The following is a 17800-nucleotide window of genomic DNA, read 5'->3' as shown; positions in this document are numbered from 1 at the left end:
TATCTATGTTAACGCTTGAAATCACAAAATGCAACACATCTAATCATTTTCTGGTATTTGCTTATCAGCTTATAAAATCAAAAAAGCCCTGATAAATCAGGGCCTTTTTGATTTCTTCACTTTTTAATCTGGTGGAGGCGGCGGGAATCGAACCCGCGTCCGAAAGTAAACCCTCTTTGGCATCTCCGAGCGCAGTCTGTGTTTTGTTTCTCGTCAACCAGTCGCCCACAGACAGGCTACTGGTTGACCAGCCTCACTAGGTAAGGTAGTCTCAGATGTGAGGCGCATCTGAGCTACCTGGCCAGCTGGGTCACGCCCAGCTACGAGGCGCTGGCCAAACCTCGTAGTGGACGGCTACCTGTTAATTAGGCAGCGAGAGGAACGTATTCGTTGGCACTTATCTTTTTCCCTGCCGTTTTTTTACGAGGACGGCAGGCAACCTCGGCTCGCTTCCAAAGAGGGCTTACCCCCGTCGAGACCGTTCGCCCCCTTTGAATATTAAAAACTTTCTTTCATTAACTCTCCAATTATTTAGACCTCGTGTCACGTCGGTTCGTTCAAATATTTTTGTTATACATTTTGTTATACATTACCGAAAAAACAACGCCCTGTAAAGGGCGCTTACTCATTCTGGTGCCGAGGGCGGGATTTGAACCCGCACGGTCCCAATGACCGCATGGCCCTCAACCATGTGCGTCTGCCAATTCCGCCACCTCGGCATCAATTTTTTACTTTAGCCAGTAAATATTATACCACACAACTAAACTTTCGTCAAGATCCATACTCGTTTTTAATATGATAAACGAAACCTCTGAAGTATATCATTCGATAAAAAACGAGCGCATGTGCGCTCGCACTATCGATTTCTGGAGCGGGTGACGGGTTTCGAACCCGCGACCCCTTGCTTGGCAAGCAAGTGCTCTACCGCTGAGCTACACCCGCTCGATAACTTTCCTTTTGGTGCGAGAGGAGGGATTTGAACCCTCACGGGATTATCAGTCCCACTGGATTCTAAGTCCAGCGCGTCTGCCAATTCCGCCACTCTCGCACCTATCTTCTGGTGACCCGGGCGGGATTCGAACCCGCGACCCCCTGATTAAAAGTCAGGTGCTCTACCTGCTGAGCTACCAGGTCACCTTTGTGGCGTCTTTTGTTAGACGTGCCGTTAAACATAATACCACAAGGGATTTTAGGTGTCAAGTAGTTTGGAATGAAATTTTTAAAATATGCATTTCCAAAGTGTCTATAGTAGTCTTGACTTGAAAATCAAAGATGATTAGTCGCTCTTGACTTTTTGAAACGGAGTGGTATATTTAATATGAAAATGAAAATCATTTGCAAAAAATCTGGCTAACCATCCATTGTGTGATTCAATTTTTGAAGATTGGAGGTAGGAAAAATGAGGATGACAAAGAATAGGGAGCTTGTCTACAAGGAAATACTGAACTCAGCAGTCCCGCTGACCGCGTACGAAGTCAGTAATCGGTTAAAGGAAATGAGTTTAACGACAATTTATCGCGCACTCGAATATCTCTACCAAAACGGTTATTTGAAGCGCTTCTCGTTGGACGAATGTACTTATTATTATTCTTCAGAATCCCACAGGCACTTTTTCCGCTGTGTTCAGTGCGGGAAGCTTTACCCCATTGAGACATGCTTTATGGAAGAATATGAAAAATACGTCTCTACACATTTTAATTTCAAAGTTTATGAACACTTCGTGCTTTTCACAGGACTGTGTGAAAAGTGTTATCAAGATAGCTTAATAGATAAGACAGAAAATGCGAATGCATAACTCGTAAGGAGGTAGAAAGTATGGAATTCTCAGGCAGATTGGGAAAATTCGTAATAGCGGTTTTATTACTGGTCTTTTTCATTCAGGTCTATGCGGTAAATATCGTTGCAACAATCAATCCGTACTATCTTATTGTAAAAGAAATTGTTGGTGACAAGGCGGATGTTAACTTGCTTATAAAACCAGGAAGTAACCCACATGTATTTAATCCAACAGTTAGCGATGTTAAGACCTTATCAAAGGCTGATTTAATCGTCGCAAACGGTTTAGGGCTCGATAACAGCTATTTGAAGAATTACAAGAATGTCTTATTCGTCGGTGAAAAGGTGCCGAAAAAGTATTTATCCAAAAGCGATGAGCATGATGAACACGCGGAAAACAACGAAATCACGTATAACCCTCACGTATGGCTTTCTATAGACTTTCTCACAGACTACATAATTCCTGCAATAAGGGATGAACTTGTCAAGGTTGATCCACAAAACGCTCGCATCTATTCGCAAAATGCGAATAAAATCATCGTATCACTCAAGGAAATTTCTCAGAAGTTCGACAAACTATTTGCCGATGTATCAAAGAATAAACAGGAGCTCACCGTCATTCTGGAACATCCGTCTTATCTTTATTTCTTCAAAAAGTACAACGTAAAAGTTCTGGCTGTTGAGGAAGGACATGGTAAAGAGCCATCTGCACAGCATATCAAGAATATCATTGCGCAAGCTAAGAAGGGCAACTTATTGGGAATCTTTGTTGGGCCTCAGTTTAAAACGGAATCGATAAAAGTTGTGGCTAAGGAACTGGGAAGGGATTTCAAAATTCTTGATCCACTTGGATACAACGTTAAGACAGTAACAGAGCTTTTTGAAAACGCGTACAAATCAATACGGGAGGCAGCATATGGTAAATAGTATAGCTGAACGAAACCTTGAATCGGTGATTACTGTAAGGAACCTTTCCGTTAGGTACGGGCAAATTGAGGTCTTAAGGAACGTGAGTTTCAAAGTATTTAAGAAAGATTTTGTTGGAATAATTGGTCCCAACGGTGCCGGAAAGTCTACTTTGATAAAGGCACTCTTGGGAATGATACCCTACGAAGGCGAGATTGTATTAAATGGAAAGGTTGGCTACGTACCTCAACTTTCGTCATTCAACAGAGAGTTTCCCATCAGTGTATACGATTTCGTTAGAGTTTCCATTAGAAAAGAAAAGAACTGGAGAAAGTTGGTCGATGAAGCACTGACTAAAGTTGGTTTGGAGTGCTTTGGAGAAAGACTCGTTGGTACACTCTCCGGGGGTCAGTATCAAAGGGTATCTTTGGCAAGGGCGATTGTGTCAAAACCAGATATCGTTATACTCGATGAACCTGAGTCAGGTGTAGACGAAATGGGGAAGGCCCGATTTTACGATTTACTCTACGAAATGAACGAAAAATGGGGAATTACAATACTGATGGTGAGTCATGACATAGGTATGGTTTTCGAAAAGTGCAAAACGGTCATGTGCCTCAACAAAACTTTACATTGTCATGGACCAACACGAGAAATCAGACCAGAGGATGTTAAAAAACTCTTTGGCGAGTTCGATATCTGGATACGGGCACACTCGCACTACGAGATAGAGCATACACATGAAAATAGCAATTCTCATAAGACACCTGACTAGAGATAGGACGTGAGATAATGGCTTTTATAACTGATTTGCTTAATTACGAATTTCTAAGAGATGCCTTGATTGCAAATGTGCTGATTGCGTTTGTGACAGGTATGGTTTCTCCTGTTATAGTGTACAAAAGGTTAGAATTTATAGGTGACGGTCTGGCGCATGCGATTTTTGCTGGTGTAGCATTTGCTGTCATATTCAATTTCAACATATTACTCGGTTCCGTTCTTGCGACTCTGCTCTTCGCATACCTTGTATATGTTTTGAGCAACGATACACAAATTGCGGAAAGCACCGCAATTGGAATGCTACTACCGGTCTTTATGTCTTTAGGTGTAATATTATTCTCAAAGTCTGAGCGCTACACAACTGATGTGACGTCTTATCTTTTTGGGAATATCTTGCTTATTTCAAAACATGATATCTACTTCATCGCTGCGGTGCTTGTGTTTTCCATTCTGATTTTACTGTGGAAACACTATGAGATTTCTTACTGGCTTGCCGATGAAACGATGGCTAAATTCTACGGGATAAAAACAAATGTTATAAGATTCCTAGTTCTTGTCCTTGTCTCAACTGTTGTGGTTGCAGCTCTAAAGCTTGCTGGTGTAATTGTCATGGGAGCTTTCTTAGTGCTTCCAGGTGCGTTTTCTAAGAACTATGCTAAGTCACTGACTTCTGCAATACTTCGGTCAGTAGTATTCAACTTTATGCTCTCCTTATTGGGGTTTGTAACCGCTTACTACTTTGATTTGCCACCTGGTCCGACGATAGTTTTGTTTTTGTTTACGGCATTCTTGATTTCAACACTTTTTGCAAAATCTAAGAACGGGCAATGAAAAACTTAACGTTGTGTGGTATAATCAGAACGGTCTAACAAAACACGATTACCAAGGCCAAAGATGCTGTTAACTTGTAGTGATGGAAGACAATAGAACACTCATAACACGCGCAATATCATTCCCGTTCAGTTTCAAGAGATTTCTCACTACACAAAAGCTGTTTACGTACATTGGAAGATTGTCAATATTCTTAAATCCACGCTTGGCTCGTACAAAGTCTTGGAATAACGAAAATTTAGATTCACATTGATTGTTCTGCCCAAGTCTCACAACTATATGGTTGATATTCTTGTATAGTATCTTCACTGCACCATACGCACCAAGTCCATCAGTGATTAGTTCGATTTCTCTTTCGTTGTTACCAAAGAACTTCTCTAACAATATCTTCACTTGACCCATATCGCGATATTTGGATACATGCCAAGCAACAATAAGATTCGAATCGTGCTCAACTAAGAACCAAACGTAGTACTTTTTGGATTTAAACAAAACGACAGTTTCATCACCATGGACTTTGAAAGCATCTACAGGAACGAGGATGGAAAAGAAACAAGACAACTTAAGGATCCACTTGTAGATAGCGACATGAGAGACTTTGATATTAAGTGAGTCTCTGATGGAACGCAAGGACACAGCTTTGAAATAAAGGACGAAGGCTTTAAGGACAATAAAGATAGGGAAACGGAAGAACTTGAAAGAGTCGAAAGGAAGAGGGACAAATTGAGGTAAGTTAGTTGGGATTTCGTCTCTGGTATGGCAAGAACGGCAACGGAACTTAACGAAGGCTTTTTTGATTTTGTGGATTTGCATAGTTTTTCCACAGACAGGGCATTTAGGATAAGGGAAAGAGAAGAGCTTGTGTTTTTTTGAATGAACAAGTCTGAAAGTGCGCTTACAGTCTTTGCAAAAGTATTGTTGGTTACCGTACTTATCATGACCGTTTTTGTAGATGTTGGTAGAGCCGCATTTGGGGCAAGAGACTACAGAATTTTGCATAGTGGAGTACCTCCTTTTTGTGAGAATTGATGGTGGGGGGTGTTCCACTAATAAGAAGATAATACGGTTTTTGGAAATTTTCAATACTTTTAGTTAACAGCATCAGGCCAAAGATAGGGGGATTGTCATGGAATTCGTTAACTGTCGTACAGTAAGAAAATCCTTGCCCATATTTCTTCATGGAGGGGAAACAGGAGTTCTTGTGGTCCACGGTTACACTGGTTCGCCCCATGATTTTGAGTACATGGCAAGCGAACTAAACAAAGCTGGATTCACGGTCTCTGTTCCAAGATTGCCAGGACATGGAACTTGTGGAGAAGACTTCCTAACAACAACGCGGCACGACTGGCTTAGAAGAGCTTACGATGCTTACTACGACCTTCAAGGTCTGTGCAAAGAAGTCTATATAGTGGGTCTATCGATGGGTGGAGTTATTGCGCTCATCATGGCAGCCAACTTGAAACCTAAAAAACTGGTGACTCTTGCAGCAGCAACACACGTATTTGATAACAGAATCGCTTTGACACCGCTATTAGCTCTCTTTAAGAAAAAAATGATTAGGCAGAATGACGAACGTTATGATGATCCGGAGTTGCAGTATTTGAAAAACGAGTATTGGTCGTATAACTGGCCTAAGCAGGCTGCTGAGCTGTACAGACTTATGAAAGAAGCAAGAAAGAAAGTTTCAGAGATTACAAGTGATACTCTTGTTGTAGCTGCAAGGAACGATAACACGGTTCCTTTGTCAGCAGCTGAGTTTATATACAAGAACATCAGGTCTGAAAAAAGGAAATTGCTCATTTTTGAAAAATCTGGTCATGTTCTTAGCAATGATGTAGAAAAGGAAGAAGTTACCAAAGCTGTTATTGAGTGGTTGAAAGGATAGTTGACAAGTTAAAAATGTATGATATTATAAATGTAGACAAATTTTGTCTACTTTTTACAATTAGTTAATCCTAACTTGGTATTAATGGTGTATAATAAGAGCGCAAAGTAAAAGTGGAGGTGTTTTTAGATGGGATTATTACAAGAAAAAGACAGAAAGTATTTACAGGACTTGTTCGCGAAGGAACTCAAGAATAGTGTTAAGCTGGTTTTCTTCCATGGAGAAGACTGCGAGTACTGCGACTTGGAAAGTCAACTGTTGGACGAAGTAAAAGAACTTTCAGATAAGATAACGGTAGAAAAATACCACAAAGATAGTGAGAAAGCAAAGGAATACAACGTTGAATTTGTTCCAGCACTTATTGTGACACTTGAAGACGGCAAAGATAGAGGCGTTAGATTCTACGGTATACCGTCAGGACATGAGTTTGGAACGCTTATTCAAATCATGACGACTTTTGGAAACAATGCAACGCCACAGCTCTCACCATCGACAGTCGAAACACTTAAGAATCTTGATAAGCCAGTGAAGATAAGTGTTTTTGTAACGCCAACGTGTCCATACTGTCCAAGGGCTGCACTTACAGCATTTAACATGGCTCTTGCAAGTGATATGGTAACGGCAGAAGTTATAGAAGCCAACGAATTCTTTGACCTGAGTGAGCAATTTGGAGTTTCGTCAGTACCGCATATAGCGATCAACAGAAATCCAGACAAGTTCTTTATAGGTGCATATCCGGAACCACAGTTCTTACAGCAAGTTCTTGACCTTGCAGAGTAAGTAAAGACTAATCGAACGTTAGAATTTTAGAAGAGAATCTTACTACTTCAGGGCACAATCACTTGTGCCCTGAGTTTTTAAAAAAGCGAATAATTTTACATGGGAGGTGTTTGTATGAGCGGATTTGAATTCGACATGGGAAGCTTTGGTGGAAATCTAAAGGAATATTACGACATAGCTATCATCGGTGGTGGTCCAGCAGGACTTACGGCTGCTATTTACGCAAGAAGGGCTGGTTTAACAGCTCTCGTTATAGAAAAGGCCATCGAAGGTGGTGCGGTTACTCAAACACATGTTGTTGAAAACTGGCCTGGTGAGATAAGTATTGAAGGGCAAGCTTTAGGACAAAAATTCGCCGACCATGCAAAACACTTTGGGGCTGAATTCCACTATGCTTTTGCACAAAAAGTGTATGTTGAAGGTGATTACAAAGTTGTTGAACTTGACGACGGAAATAAAGTAAAAGCCAAGGTTGTAATTCTTGCCACTGGTACAGAACCAAGGAAACTTGGCGTACCTGGCGAAGCAGAGTTCAGAGGTAGAGGAGTCACCTACTGCGCTGCTTGTGATGGTTATCTTTTCAAAGATAAGGATGTAGTAGTTGTAGGTGGCGGAGATAGCGCTTGCGATGAATCGCACTTCCTTTCAAAGATTGTTAAAAGCATCACCATGGTTCAGAATTTACCGTATTTAACAGCGGCGAAGGTCTTACAAGAGAGGGTGCTCAATAATCCAAAAATTAAGGTTATCACAAATCACATTGTGAAAGAGATTAGAGGAACAAGCAAGGTTGAAGAGGTCGTTATAGTAAACAACGATACGAAAGAAGAACAGGTTATAAAAGCAGAAGGTGTGTTCATATACGTTGGATTAGTTCCACAAACGCAAATATTCAAAGGTCTTGTTGATATGAACGACTACGGATACATAATCACTGATGAGAATATGGAAACAAACGTACCAGGAATCTACGCAGTTGGTGACATCAGGACCAAGAATTTGAGACAAATAGTCACCGCAGCTGCAGACGGTGCTATAGCCGTTGAACACGCTGCAAAGAAATACTTCTAATATCATAAAAATAAAAAATGTGCAGCGATGGAGGTGAGAGTATGGCACATGTCAAAGTTAAAATCTACACAACGCCAACCTGTCCGTGGTGCAGAAGGGCAAAAGAGTACTTCAGACAGCTTGGAATACCATTTACTGAAGTAGATGTATCGAAAGACAGAAAAGGTGCGGAAGAGATGATTAGAAAATCCGGACAGATGGGTGTTCCAGTTATCGAGATAGGTAATCAAATCATCGTTGGATTTGACAAAGCAAGAATCGACAGAATCCTTGGAATTAGCTAAGAATTGGGTGTAATACGGAAGGCGAAAGCCTTCCGTGTTATTTTTCACAATAAAGAAATTTGGAATCTGGAGAGGTGAGAATGTATGAAGTTCAGTTGTCCGATCCTTAGGTTTTTCTCAAGGTTGTTTATGAAAAAATTCAAAGTGCGAAATCTTAAGATTGGAAAGGAATGATGAAAATGAGGAACCTAATTAGACTTCTTTCCATGCTTCTTGTTCTGATTACAACACTTAGCTTTGGCTATGAATACACATTTACGGATTTGGGTATATCTCATAAAGTATCACAGATAGAAAAGAAACTGCTCTTGGTCAATTTTTCTTCACCGACATGCTATTACTGCAGACGGTTTGAAAGTGAGGTCCTTTCAAACAAAGATGTTCAAGAATTTCTAAGAGGGAATTATGTATATGTAAAAATAGAGCCGGGCTCCTACAAAACTACTTTTTTGGGAAAAACTTATACGAATGACCAACTCTTTGGTGCATTTGGTGTTAGGGGTACACCAACGTTTGTGTTTATAAAAGATCAAGGACAAGTAACGCAAGTTCCTGGTTTCATGCCTGCTCCGGATTTTCTCAAAGCACTGCGATTTATTGTCAAAGTTGTCGATGATAACTATAAAGGAAGCTTCGAAGAGTACTCAAAAAAAGAGGACAACTACAAAGGTAAACCTACGATAGTGAATGTTAAGAAAGAAGATGCCGATTTTGTTCTGAAAAATGATAAAAACGCTCAAAGTGTTGAGACAGTACCAAGTAAAGTTGATATAAATACGGTGTATGTGACGACGAGTACGGATGTTGCGAAAAAGCTCAACAGTATGGGCGTAATCAGGGTTCTTCTCATTTCGTCAAAATGATTTCTCTCTGAGGTGATTGTATGATTTCCTTAACACCTACAGACGTAAGTGTGTGGCTTGCTTTAGCTCACGGGTTTCTTTCGTTTTTTAGCCCTTGCGTTTTACCTCTCATACCTGGTTTCATTGGGATAGTGCTCGGAGGGCAAAGGAGAGCACAGAGATTGATAGGGTTCTTTTTGGGTTTTTCGATAGTCTTCAGTCTTCTTGGTGGATTGTCATCGTTCATAGGTGGCTTCTTGGCTAAATACTCGGGCATTTTGGAGAAAATCATAGGAATTGGTATAATAATATTTGGAATAATGTACATTGCGGAATTCCAGCTTTTTAAAGGTACGAAGGCAAATGTTTGGAAGTTCAAGAACGCAGGTTTAGTTGGTGGGTTTGTCCTCGGTGGTGCAATCGGTTTTGTTTGGATACCTTGCAGTAGTCCAATACTCGCCTCGATTTTATTAATAGCATCCCAGCAAAGTGTAGCAAAAGGCATATGGTTACTCTTTATATATTCTCTTGGCATTTCAGTACCGTTCCTTACAATAGGAGCTGGTATTTCAAAAGCACTGACAATGGGATTTGGCAAACCTTCTTGGGAAAGATGGATTAAATACATCGGTGGAGCTTTTATGATAGTACTTGGGCTCTTAATAATATTAGGTAAAATGAAAGTCTAACAAAATAAGTTTTGGAGGTGTATTTTGATGGCAATAGCACGTATGGATTACTATTCTGGCATGCTTTTTTATTCGAAAACCCTGTCAGGACATGATTTGATAATCGATTCTGATCCTTCGGTTGGTGGTCGAGACGCAGGTCCAAGACCTAAGGAACTAATTCTGTATTCGCTAATGGGCTGCACAGGAATGGATGTTGTTTCTCTGCTTAGAAAAATGAAGGTGATTGATAAGCTAGAAAGCTTTAGGATGGAAGTCGAATACGAACAATCCCAGGAACATCCGAAAGTCTACACGAAGATTCACCTTAAATACTTCTTCAAATTCAATGGAGAACCACCAAAAGAACAGGTAGAAAAAGCCGTTAATCTCTCACAAGACAAATACTGTGGTGTATCTGCAATGTTAAAAAAGGCTGTTCCTGAATTTACTTGGGAAATAATCTACGAGTGAAAAGAATAACAGCTTTAAAAAAGCCATCCTTGAAAAAGGGTGGCTTTTTTCTTATACTGGTTAGTACACGGCAGTACGTGATTTTGTAAGAAAAGTCTTGCGAAAGGTCGATACGTAAAGGAATACTCGAATAATTCGTGTTGGTTAACTTGTGGATAATGAAATAGATAGTTTGTAAATTAAGGTAGTCGCGGTACAATAAATCAAATAGTATGCAAGTCTTGTTCTTAGTATACGACACATCGACAAATAGGAGAGTTACCGAATACTAACATGTGTGACGTTTTAAACCATAAAATTATGAAAAAGAAAGCGATAGCAGGAACGTTAATGGCATTCGCATTAGTTTTCCTCGTGTCATGTTCGCAAACGATAGACAACTTAGCACCAAGAGTGACAATAACATCACCAACAAACAACTCGCAAGTTTCAGGAACAATAAGTGTGAATGTAAATGCCAGTGATGAAAGTGGAATAGCAAGAATAGAGCTTTATGTGAATTCAACAAAAGTATCAGAGAATACACAGTCACCATGTACGTTTATACTAAATACAACCAGTCTTAATGATGGGTTCTATACGTTGAGAGTAATTGCTTATGATGTTGCAGGAAATAAAAACGAAGCGCACGTAACTGTGTACATTCTTAATGAAGGAACACCGAAGTGGAAGTTTCAAACAAACGGTATCTATTTCTCCTCCCCCGCGATAGGGAACGATGGAACGATTTATGTAGGAAGTGGAGACGGTTATCTGTACGCAGTAAATCCGAATGGAACACCTAGTTGGAGGTTCAGAACTTGGTCCTCTGTTTTTTCCTCGCCTGCAGTAGGACCAGATGGAACGATTTATGTAGGAAGTGAAGACCATTGTCTGTATGCAGTAAACCCGGATGGAACGGAGAAGTGGAGGTTTGAAACTGGTTGGCGTATTTACTCCTCCCCAGCGATAGCGGACGATGGAACGATTTATGTAGGAAGTGAAAACGGTTATCTGTACGCAATAAATCAGGATGGAACGGAGAAGTGGAGGTTTGACGCAAATATAGCTCCTACATTTATCACGTCTTCTCCAGCAGTGGGGATCGATGGAACGATTTATGTAGGAGCTATATTTGATTATCTATATGCTATAAACCCAAATGGAACACTTAAGTGGAAGTTTTACGTGGGTGAATTGGTTTATATCACCTCCTCGCCAGCGATTGGGGCAGATGGAACAGTTTATATAGGAACTTATAAAGATTCTCTTGGTTATCTGTACGCAGTAAACCCGGAAGGAACGCAGAAATGGAAGTTCGAAACTGGTGGGGGTATTACCTCTTCCCCCGCGATAGGGAGAGACGGAACAATATATGTGGGAGCTAGGGATAACTATCTTTACGCAATAAACCCGAATGGAACGCTCAAGTGGCGATTTCTAACAGGATGGTATGTTCAATCTTCACCCGCAGTAGGATCGGATGGAACAATTTATGTGGGGAGCGATGATGGTTATCTATATGCGATAAACCCGGATGGCTCGCTTAAGTGGATGTTTAGAACAGACAGCTCAATTACCTCTTCAGCTACAGTGGGGCCAGATGGAATAATCTATATAGGGAGCGTAGATGGATATTTGTATGCAGTATACAGCAGTTCGCTTGGATTAGCAAACAGCTCATGGCCAAAATTTAGGCGGAATCTAAAAAATACTGGTAACGTCAGGCAGTGGAAAACAGGATTGCGAGCAGAAATGGATACGAGGAACTAAAACACTTTACTTTTATCTAAGATTAATAAAATGAAAAATCGATAAATGTCGCAAGCGAATTCAGAGATTAAATGATACTACACCAGAGGAAAGAACTTAGAAGAACTGAAGAAAATTTATAAAGGGCCATTGCTGAAAAAGCAGCATCTTATCTCTCATAAAGCTATAACGAATAGACGTTCTGCTACAATCTCCAAAGAACAGTTTTCTTAAGTCGGTATACTGTTAGTGTAATATGCACTTCAAACAAACAAGGAAACTACCCGGTTGTCCGCTTAGTACACATTATGGGGTAAGAGAAGGTTCAAGATAAGTGGCATGAAATATATGAATTTGAGAACTACCGCTAAAGCTTACTGAAACTAAAAATCTACTTGAATTTTTCTCGTGGTATGGTATCATATTTTCTGGCACTTGTTCAAGTATCGTCTTTGAAAAAATGTAACATAGCTAAACGCAGTTGAAACATTGACAAAATATGCCCCCTCAGGTATAATAACTAACGCATGAGCGAGCCAACGTAGCTCAACCGGCTAGAGCGGCTGACTTGTAATCAGCAGGTTGAGGGTTCAAGTCCCTCCGTTGGCTCCAGACCACGGATGTGTGGTGAGGTGCCCGAGTGGCCAAAGGGGGCGGACTGTAAATCCGCTGGCAGAATGCCTTCGAAGGTTCAAATCCTTCCCTCACCACCAGATATTTTTTTATAGGAGGCTGAATAGGGATGAGAGTTCAGATAGGTCTCAAGTGCGAAGAGTGCGGTACAAGAAATTACTACACGACGAAAGAAAAGAGCAAAAAGGACAAACTCAGACTTAAGAAATACTGTCCGAAGTGCAATAAGCACACATTCCACACAGAAACTAAGGTTTAATGTTTTTCGATTAAAGAAAATCAGTTGAATTGTTTATTATTCGCAGGGGCGTAGCTCAACTGGCAGAGCACCGGTCTCCAAAATCGGGTGTTGCGGGTTCAAGTCCTGCCGCCCCTGCCAAATTTTATAATACTAAGTGTATAAGAGCAAAACATCTGCATTCAAACCAGAACGCTATCGGGGGAGATAACGATGGAAAAGCTTAAGAAGTTCTTTGCAGAAGTTAAGAGCGAAGCAAAAAAGACATCGTGGCCAAACAGAGAAGAACTCCTGGCATCGACAGGGGTAGTTTTGTTTATTCTAGCAGTTTCTTCAGTTTATCTTTTCTTAGTTGACCTGCTCTTCTCAGGAACACTCGGCGTGTTGTTGCAGAAATTCTGAGGTGAATAAATAATGAAAAAAGAATGGTATATAATTCATACCATTACCGGGTATGAAAACAAAGTTAAAGAAAACCTTGAAGCGAAAATTAAAGCTCAGGGATACGAATCTATTATCCCTAATGTTGTCGTTTTGGAAGAAACGGTAATTGATACGTCGAGTAAATCGCTCGAGCGACATATCGTAAGTCACGAAGCAAAACTTCATGTCAGCAATGGCATGGATGTTGAGAAAGGTGACTTGCTGGCAGAAGAACCGGCAATAAAGGTTAGAAGAGATGGAACGATTGTTGAAATAACAAATGCCAGAAGGATAGTTATTGAGACAACGGACAAGAAGTTTTCAAAAACCTACGTTATCCCAGAATCGGCGAAGCCAATATCAGGGTTACGTGTGGGAACGAATGTCTTCCAAGGTACGTTCCTGGCGGCATCCGATGAGTATATATGTGATATAGATGGTAAGGTAGCTATAAATGAAAAGGTTAAGCGTGTTGTTGTTCGAACGGTTCTTGGTGATGAAGATGTTTACGTAATACATGTTGATGTTTTCAATCCCAACGTGTGCAAGAAGGGCGTTGTAGTCAAAGCTGGTCAGGTACTTGCTGAAGGTAGAAAGATTTATGCAAAAAGTTCCGGGCGTGTTGCGATAGTTGAGTATCCAACGAGAAGGGAAATAGTAATCCAAAAGACGAAGAAGAAGAAGCTTTATCCAGGGTATCTTTTTGTTGAGATGATAATGAACGATCATACATGGGAATTTGTTAGAAGTACACCATTTGTGATGGGATTTGTTTCGGCGGGTGGTAGACCTCTGCCGCTAAAAACACAGGAAGTGCACTATATAAAGAGGTTAGCTGGTCTTGAGGAAATACGTCACGAAGCAAAACCGCAAGTTACAAAGGTGGAACTGGAAATACAACCTGGAGACTCTGTGAAGATCATAACAGGTCCGTTTGAAGGGTTTGTTGGTGTCGTTAAAGAAGTTGACGAAGAAAAGCAAGAACTTAAGGTTAATATCACGATATTTGGAAGAGAAACACCGGTTAGTGTACATGTTAGTGAAGTAGAAAAGATTTAAAGCTCAAAAAAATTGTGCGCGTTGTGCGCAGTGGGAGGGCAAAGAGCCCGAAAATACCACAAAAGGGAGGTAAGTTGTATGGCAAAGAAAGTAGTGGCACAGGTTAGGCTTGTGCTCGAAGCCGGAAAAGCAACACCAGCTCCTCCAGTAGGTCCTGCCCTGGGTCAAAGAGGAGTTAACTTGATGGAATTTTGTAAGAAGTTCAACGCAGTCACAGCGGATAAGGCTGGATTGCTTATACCAGTTATCGTTACGGTCTACGATGACAGGTCGTTCACATTCGTTACAAAGACTCCTCCTGCCAGCTTCTTGCTGAAGAGAGCGGCAAAGCTCAACTCGGGTTCATCGGAACCGAAGAGAAAGATCGTTGGAAAAGTGACAAGACAGCAAATCAGAGAAATTGCTGAACTCAAGATGCCAGACCTCAATGCAAACGACATCGAAGCTGCGATGAGAATAATCGAAGGAACCGCTCGCAGCATGGGTCTGGAAGTCGTAGACTGAAGCGGAAGGGAGGAGGCTAGAATATGCCTAAGCACTCCAAGAGATACAATGAAATAAGGAAACTTGTTGATAGAGAAAAAGCTTATTCTCTTGATGAAGCAGTGGAACTGGCAAAGAAGACCGCAACAGCAAAATTTGACGAAACAGTTGAATTCCACGTAAAGACAAACATCGACTACAGAAAAAGTGAGCAGAACATAAGAAGTACTATTAGCCTTCCACACGGAACTGGTAAAACCGTTAGAGTTTTGGTCTTCGCAAAAGGCGAAAAAGCGGAAGAGGCAAAGCAGGCTGGAGCAGACTACGTTGGTGGAGAAGAACTTGTCGATAAGATTGCCAACGAAGGATTCTTTGATTTTGACGTTGCAATTGCAACACCAGATATGATGAAGGTTATCGGTAAGCTTGGTAAAGTCCTCGGTCCAAGAGGTTTGATGCCAAACCCGAAAACCGGAACAGTTACAGATGATGTTGCAGCGGCAGTTCAAGAATTCAAAAAGGGTAAAGTTGAAGTTAGAACAGACAAAACAGGAAACATCCACATTCCAGTTGGAAAGGCTTCATTCGATCCAGAAAAACTCAAGGAAAACATCAAATCTGCTTACGAACAGATACTCGCACTCAGACCAGCAGGTGTGAAGGGTAACTTTATAAAGAAAGCAGTTGTCGCTTCTACAATGGGACCTGGAATTAAGCTTGACTTGAACACGCTTGCAGAAGGTAAGAAGTAATAAAATAATCTACAGCTAATAAAGGCGGCTCGAAAGAGCCGCTTTTTTTATTTGCTTTGAATATCACTAAATGTGAACGGATGAAGCCGAGTTCTTAACGTTATTTTATCGTAATTCACAAAGGAAACATAATATCACAGTAAAAGTTACAGGAAAGAAACACATTTCATAGAGGTAAAAGAGTATAATTTGAATGTTCTATTTAACTATAACAGTAAGACAATTATAATGGCACGATAAGGAGGTAGCGGTATGAAGGATTTTGTGAAGGTTCTTTACTTGGTGGTAGCACTTCTTGTTCTTAGTGTGTTGGGGTTTTTTACAGTATACGTACCACTTAAGGTGGTTTTTGCGTTTTTTTCGATAGTTGTTGTAGGCTACATAATCAAGACTTACACAGGCAAGATGACGGGTTTTATAGTGCTTGCTGTTCTGCTTTTTCTTATTCCTATGGCAAGTGCTGAGAGTTTTAAGTATCTGGCAACCACCGGTGAAAGTGGTTTGAGAAGGTTAATGAATTTCACAGAGGTGCTTACAAGTCAATCAGGCAGAGTTTACAATCCGAGTGTAAGTTACGAAGAGCCAGAAGAATTGGTTATAAACATCGATGGCGGATTGCGATTGGAGTTCGTTGGTGACTCTGGTATTGTTGTTCCTTCAGAGCTGAAGGTAAGGCCGAAAGAAGATGTTCTTGAGATAACTGGTGGTGACAAGAAATCTACGTACGTTGTCAGATTAGGTGGAAGAGATGTTGAAAAGATTGATATTTCATCCGTAAGACTTGATGTATCAGGAAGTCTTGGGAAACGTTTGAAAAAGTTTGAAGCTTCTACGGTTGGGATGTCGATGAATGGCGAACTCAGCGCTGATAAGATCAAACTCGATGGTACAGGTGTTAATTTAAACGGAAGGCTATCAGCAGAGGAATTAGATATAGACTCAGTTGGTGTGGAAATCGATGGTGAACTCGCAGCTGAGAGAATTACCATCCAAAGCGTAGGTGTTAATTTAAACATAAGGCTTAGAGATTGTGGTTTTGTGGATATATCTGCAACAGGCGTGAACGGTAAGATTGATTTTGTTGGCGGAAGCGATTTGAGGTTGGAGATTGATGGAACTGGAGGTACGCTGCGTGTCAAGAATAGTTCAAACAACGACATTCAGATAAATTCTTCTGGTGTGAAGGTTGTGAGAGAATGAGCAAATCGGAAAACTTTGAAAGTTTGGAGAGTGTCCATGTAACTTTTAGAAAGATCGACAAACACAGCGGCGTACCGGCGTATTTACAAATAGTTAATCAGATAAAAGCAAAGATAATTCTTGGAGAGCTGAGATTGGGGATGCAGTTACCTGCGGTAAGAGACCTCGAAAGGATATTCGACGTGAATGTTAACACGGTACTTAAAGCGTTAGAAAGGTTAAAGTACGAGAGATTAGTTGAATCAGAACAAGGTGTCGGATACTTTATATCAGGAGAGCTAAAGATAGACAAAGAGGCTATTTCGGAACTTTGCAACGTGATAAAAAAGGTAAAAGAGAGTGGAATTGATATGCTGACGCTTTTGACGATAATTGAGGAGGTGTGGAAGAATGTTTGACAAATACTATTTGGCGTTGTTCAACGAGTATTTACACAAGCAGTTCAAAGAAAAATTCGGAGCTTTGCTTATTTTTTTTGTTCTAATGTTACTGCCTGGAAATTCGTGGAAATTGGTTGGACTTTTCTTCGGGATACTATTTGCAATCCTATCAGACCTTAAGAATAGACGCTTAGACCTCTTGTTATTCTTGCCGTATACGAAGGAACTTGTTTACTGGTTTGGGTTTGGTTTTCTGGTATTAATAACGGTAATTACAAGCCTTGTTGGTATGCCTTTTTACGATAGTCTTTCGCTGTTTCTTAAAGATGTTTTATCTTCACTCATATTCCTCAGTGCTTACTTGGGACTTTCTTTTGTGTTCGTTAATTATTTATCTTTTGATCCGTTTGGAAGTTTGTTCCTAATTCTTCTTGTAGATGTCGTGCTTGGTTCGATAGGCAGTTATTCAACGAAGCATTTATACAATCCCTACAGGCTCATCAGTCCCATTAGACAGGAAAGTGTTTTAGCTTCGGCAATTTTTGCCGCAATCTGTCTGTACATTGGATATCTTTCTGTTACCAAGAAAGGGGGCGAGTGATTT

21 protein-coding genes, 7 tRNA genes and 1 other RNA gene are annotated in these 17800 nt (G+C 40.6%); 23 read left to right on the top strand and 6 right to left on the bottom strand.

Features of this window, described 5'->3' with window-relative positions; all coding sequences use genetic code 11:
• Positions 1–129 precede the first annotated feature (129 nt).
• The 5 genes from ssrA to NA23_RS06030 all read right to left on the bottom strand — a co-directional run bounded on the left by ssrA (position 130) and on the right by NA23_RS06030 (position 1134).
• Positions 130–490: a transfer-messenger RNA gene (gene ssrA / locus NA23_RS06050) on the bottom strand.
• A 141-nt stretch (positions 491–631) separates the two neighbouring features.
• Positions 632–719, bottom strand: a tRNA-Leu gene (locus NA23_RS06045).
• Positions 720–867: 148 nt separating this feature from the next.
• Positions 868–942: transfer RNA gene (locus NA23_RS06040), tRNA-Gly, on the bottom strand.
• 16 nt (positions 943–958) lie between these two features.
• Positions 959–1048, bottom strand: a tRNA-Leu gene (locus NA23_RS06035).
• A 10-nt stretch (positions 1049–1058) separates the two neighbouring features.
• A tRNA-Lys gene (locus NA23_RS06030) sits at positions 1059–1134 on the bottom strand.
• 265 nt (positions 1135–1399) lie between these two features.
• On the opposite strand from NA23_RS06030, the gene NA23_RS06025 reads away from it, so the two are divergent.
• Genes NA23_RS06025 through NA23_RS06010 form a run of 4 tightly spaced genes read left to right on the top strand, consistent with a single transcriptional unit; the run spans position 1400 to position 4293 of the window.
• Positions 1400–1795, top strand: coding sequence for a Fur family transcriptional regulator (locus tag NA23_RS06025; RefSeq protein WP_052107176.1), 396 nt, complete (start codon positions 1400–1402; stop codon positions 1793–1795).
• Positions 1796–1815: 20 nt separating this feature from the next.
• Complete coding sequence (locus NA23_RS06020) at positions 1816–2703, top strand: metal ABC transporter substrate-binding protein (RefSeq protein ID WP_052107175.1); 888 nt, start codon at positions 1816–1818, stop codon at positions 2701–2703.
• Positions 2693–3457, top strand: coding sequence for a metal ABC transporter ATP-binding protein (locus tag NA23_RS06015; protein WP_052107174.1), 765 nt, complete (start codon positions 2693–2695; stop codon positions 3455–3457). Before NA23_RS06020 ends, NA23_RS06015 begins: the two co-directional genes overlap by 11 nt.
• A gap of 17 nt (positions 3458–3474) precedes the next feature.
• On the top strand, positions 3475–4293 hold the full coding sequence (locus NA23_RS06010; protein WP_033191867.1) for a metal ABC transporter permease: 819 nt from the start codon (positions 3475–3477) through the stop codon (positions 4291–4293).
• Between the two features lie 69 nt (positions 4294–4362).
• Here NA23_RS06010 and NA23_RS06005 read toward each other — a convergent pair whose 3' ends face one another.
• Positions 4363–5292 carry a DDE-type integrase/transposase/recombinase gene (locus NA23_RS06005; protein ID WP_033190913.1) on the bottom strand — a complete coding sequence of 310 codons (930 nt, stop codon included), beginning with the start codon at positions 5290–5292 and terminating at the stop codon, positions 4363–4365.
• Positions 5293–5419: 127 nt separating this feature from the next.
• Here NA23_RS06005 and NA23_RS06000 point away from each other — a divergent pair, with 127 nt between their 5' ends.
• The 19 genes from NA23_RS06000 (at position 5420) to NA23_RS05910 (ending at position 17797) form a co-directional block, all read left to right on the top strand.
• Positions 5420–6178, top strand: coding sequence for an alpha/beta hydrolase (locus NA23_RS06000; protein ID WP_033191866.1), 759 nt, complete (start codon positions 5420–5422; stop codon positions 6176–6178).
• Positions 6179–6307: 129 nt separating this feature from the next.
• A complete protein-coding gene (pdo, locus tag NA23_RS05995) occupies positions 6308–6958 on the top strand; it encodes a protein disulfide oxidoreductase (RefSeq protein WP_033191865.1) in 651 nt (216 codons plus the stop codon).
• Positions 6959–7072: 114 nt separating this feature from the next.
• Complete coding sequence (gene trxB, locus NA23_RS05990) at positions 7073–8029, top strand: thioredoxin-disulfide reductase (protein ID WP_033191864.1); 957 nt, start codon at positions 7073–7075, stop codon at positions 8027–8029.
• Positions 8030–8070: 41 nt separating this feature from the next.
• Positions 8071–8313, top strand: coding sequence for a glutaredoxin family protein (locus tag NA23_RS05985; RefSeq protein ID WP_014451717.1), 243 nt, complete (start codon positions 8071–8073; stop codon positions 8311–8313).
• Positions 8314–8492: 179 nt separating this feature from the next.
• On the top strand, positions 8493–9176 hold the full coding sequence (locus NA23_RS05980) for a thioredoxin family protein (RefSeq protein ID WP_090223166.1): 684 nt from the start codon (positions 8493–8495) through the stop codon (positions 9174–9176).
• 20 nt (positions 9177–9196) lie between these two features.
• Positions 9197–9844 (top strand): cytochrome c biogenesis CcdA family protein, encoded by a 648-nt coding sequence (locus tag NA23_RS05975; protein WP_033191863.1) that lies wholly within the window; start codon positions 9197–9199, stop codon positions 9842–9844.
• Between the two features lie 27 nt (positions 9845–9871).
• Positions 9872–10297 carry an OsmC family protein gene (locus tag NA23_RS05970; protein ID WP_033191862.1) on the top strand — a complete coding sequence of 142 codons (426 nt, stop codon included), beginning with the start codon at positions 9872–9874 and terminating at the stop codon, positions 10295–10297.
• Positions 10298–10597: 300 nt separating this feature from the next.
• Entirely contained in the window at positions 10598–12049 is a 1452-nt protein-coding gene (locus NA23_RS05965) for an outer membrane protein assembly factor BamB family protein (protein ID WP_176759509.1), read from the top strand.
• Between the two features lie 514 nt (positions 12050–12563).
• Positions 12564–12640, top strand: a tRNA-Thr gene (locus NA23_RS05960).
• Positions 12641–12654: 14 nt separating this feature from the next.
• Positions 12655–12741: transfer RNA gene (locus NA23_RS05955), tRNA-Tyr, on the top strand.
• Positions 12742–12770: 29 nt separating this feature from the next.
• Entirely contained in the window at positions 12771–12920 is a 150-nt protein-coding gene (gene rpmG, locus NA23_RS05950; protein ID WP_033191861.1) for a 50S ribosomal protein L33, read from the top strand.
• Between the two features lie 44 nt (positions 12921–12964).
• Positions 12965–13040 (top strand) — tRNA-Trp (locus NA23_RS05945).
• Positions 13041–13112: 72 nt separating this feature from the next.
• A complete protein-coding gene (secE, locus tag NA23_RS05940; protein ID WP_033191860.1) occupies positions 13113–13301 on the top strand; it encodes a preprotein translocase subunit SecE in 189 nt (62 codons plus the stop codon).
• 12 nt (positions 13302–13313) lie between these two features.
• The gene (gene nusG, locus NA23_RS05935; protein WP_033191859.1) at positions 13314–14381 is read left to right on the top strand and encodes a transcription termination/antitermination protein NusG; all 1068 of its coding nucleotides are present in this window, start codon (positions 13314–13316) and stop codon (positions 14379–14381) included.
• Positions 14382–14459: 78 nt separating this feature from the next.
• Positions 14460–14885, top strand: coding sequence for a 50S ribosomal protein L11 (gene rplK / locus NA23_RS05930; protein WP_033191858.1), 426 nt, complete (start codon positions 14460–14462; stop codon positions 14883–14885).
• Positions 14886–14908: 23 nt separating this feature from the next.
• A complete protein-coding gene (rplA, locus tag NA23_RS05925) occupies positions 14909–15616 on the top strand; it encodes a 50S ribosomal protein L1 (RefSeq protein WP_033191857.1) in 708 nt (235 codons plus the stop codon).
• A gap of 252 nt (positions 15617–15868) precedes the next feature.
• Positions 15869–16816: a hypothetical protein gene (locus NA23_RS05920; protein ID WP_033191856.1), complete on the top strand. Its 948-nt coding sequence runs from the start codon at positions 15869–15871 to the stop codon at positions 16814–16816.
• A complete protein-coding gene (locus NA23_RS05915; protein WP_052107172.1) occupies positions 16813–17214 on the top strand; it encodes a GntR family transcriptional regulator in 402 nt (133 codons plus the stop codon). The genes NA23_RS05920 and NA23_RS05915 overlap by 4 nt, the downstream gene beginning before the upstream one ends.
• Positions 17207–17797, top strand: a complete 591-nt coding sequence (locus NA23_RS05910; protein WP_052107171.1) for a hypothetical protein — start codon at positions 17207–17209, stop codon at positions 17795–17797. Before NA23_RS05915 ends, NA23_RS05910 begins: the two co-directional genes overlap by 8 nt.
• Positions 17798–17800: the final 3 nt, after the last annotated feature.

Source organism: Fervidobacterium islandicum (genome assembly GCF_000767275.3).
Classification (GTDB): domain Bacteria; phylum Thermotogota; class Thermotogae; order Thermotogales; family Fervidobacteriaceae; genus Fervidobacterium; species Fervidobacterium islandicum.
Note: the sequence above shows the minus strand (reverse complement) of the source record. Positions and strands in the feature narration are given on the sequence as shown.

Coding starts and splice junctions, on each gene's coding strand:
- NA23_RS06020 (WP_052107175.1), top strand. CDS start 1,816: ATGGAATTCTCAGGCAGATTGGGAAAATTCGTAATAGCGGTTTTATTA.
- NA23_RS06025 (WP_052107176.1), top strand. CDS start 1,400: ATGAGGATGACAAAGAATAGGGAGCTTGTCTACAAGGAAATACTGAAC.
- NA23_RS05980 (WP_090223166.1), top strand. CDS start 8,493: ATGAGGAACCTAATTAGACTTCTTTCCATGCTTCTTGTTCTGATTACA.
- trxB (WP_033191864.1), top strand. CDS start 7,073: ATGAGCGGATTTGAATTCGACATGGGAAGCTTTGGTGGAAATCTAAAG.
- rpmG (WP_033191861.1), top strand. CDS start 12,771: ATGAGAGTTCAGATAGGTCTCAAGTGCGAAGAGTGCGGTACAAGAAAT.
- NA23_RS05910 (WP_052107171.1), top strand. CDS start 17,207: ATGTTTGACAAATACTATTTGGCGTTGTTCAACGAGTATTTACACAAG.
- NA23_RS06010 (WP_033191867.1), top strand. CDS start 3,475: ATGGCTTTTATAACTGATTTGCTTAATTACGAATTTCTAAGAGATGCC.
- NA23_RS06000 (WP_033191866.1), top strand. CDS start 5,420: ATGGAATTCGTTAACTGTCGTACAGTAAGAAAATCCTTGCCCATATTT.
- pdo (WP_033191865.1), top strand. CDS start 6,308: ATGGGATTATTACAAGAAAAAGACAGAAAGTATTTACAGGACTTGTTC.
- nusG (WP_033191859.1), top strand. CDS start 13,314: ATGAAAAAAGAATGGTATATAATTCATACCATTACCGGGTATGAAAAC.
- NA23_RS05985 (WP_014451717.1), top strand. CDS start 8,071: ATGGCACATGTCAAAGTTAAAATCTACACAACGCCAACCTGTCCGTGG.
- NA23_RS06005 (WP_033190913.1), bottom strand. CDS start 5,292: ATGCAAAATTCTGTAGTCTCTTGCCCCAAATGCGGCTCTACCAACATC.
- NA23_RS06015 (WP_052107174.1), top strand. CDS start 2,693: ATGGTAAATAGTATAGCTGAACGAAACCTTGAATCGGTGATTACTGTA.
- NA23_RS05965 (WP_176759509.1), top strand. CDS start 10,598: ATGAAAAAGAAAGCGATAGCAGGAACGTTAATGGCATTCGCATTAGTT.
- NA23_RS05975 (WP_033191863.1), top strand. CDS start 9,197: ATGATTTCCTTAACACCTACAGACGTAAGTGTGTGGCTTGCTTTAGCT.
- rplA (WP_033191857.1), top strand. CDS start 14,909: ATGCCTAAGCACTCCAAGAGATACAATGAAATAAGGAAACTTGTTGAT.
- NA23_RS05920 (WP_033191856.1), top strand. CDS start 15,869: ATGAAGGATTTTGTGAAGGTTCTTTACTTGGTGGTAGCACTTCTTGTT.
- NA23_RS05915 (WP_052107172.1), top strand. CDS start 16,813: ATGAGCAAATCGGAAAACTTTGAAAGTTTGGAGAGTGTCCATGTAACT.
- rplK (WP_033191858.1), top strand. CDS start 14,460: ATGGCAAAGAAAGTAGTGGCACAGGTTAGGCTTGTGCTCGAAGCCGGA.
- secE (WP_033191860.1), top strand. CDS start 13,113: ATGGAAAAGCTTAAGAAGTTCTTTGCAGAAGTTAAGAGCGAAGCAAAA.
- NA23_RS05970 (WP_033191862.1), top strand. CDS start 9,872: ATGGCAATAGCACGTATGGATTACTATTCTGGCATGCTTTTTTATTCG.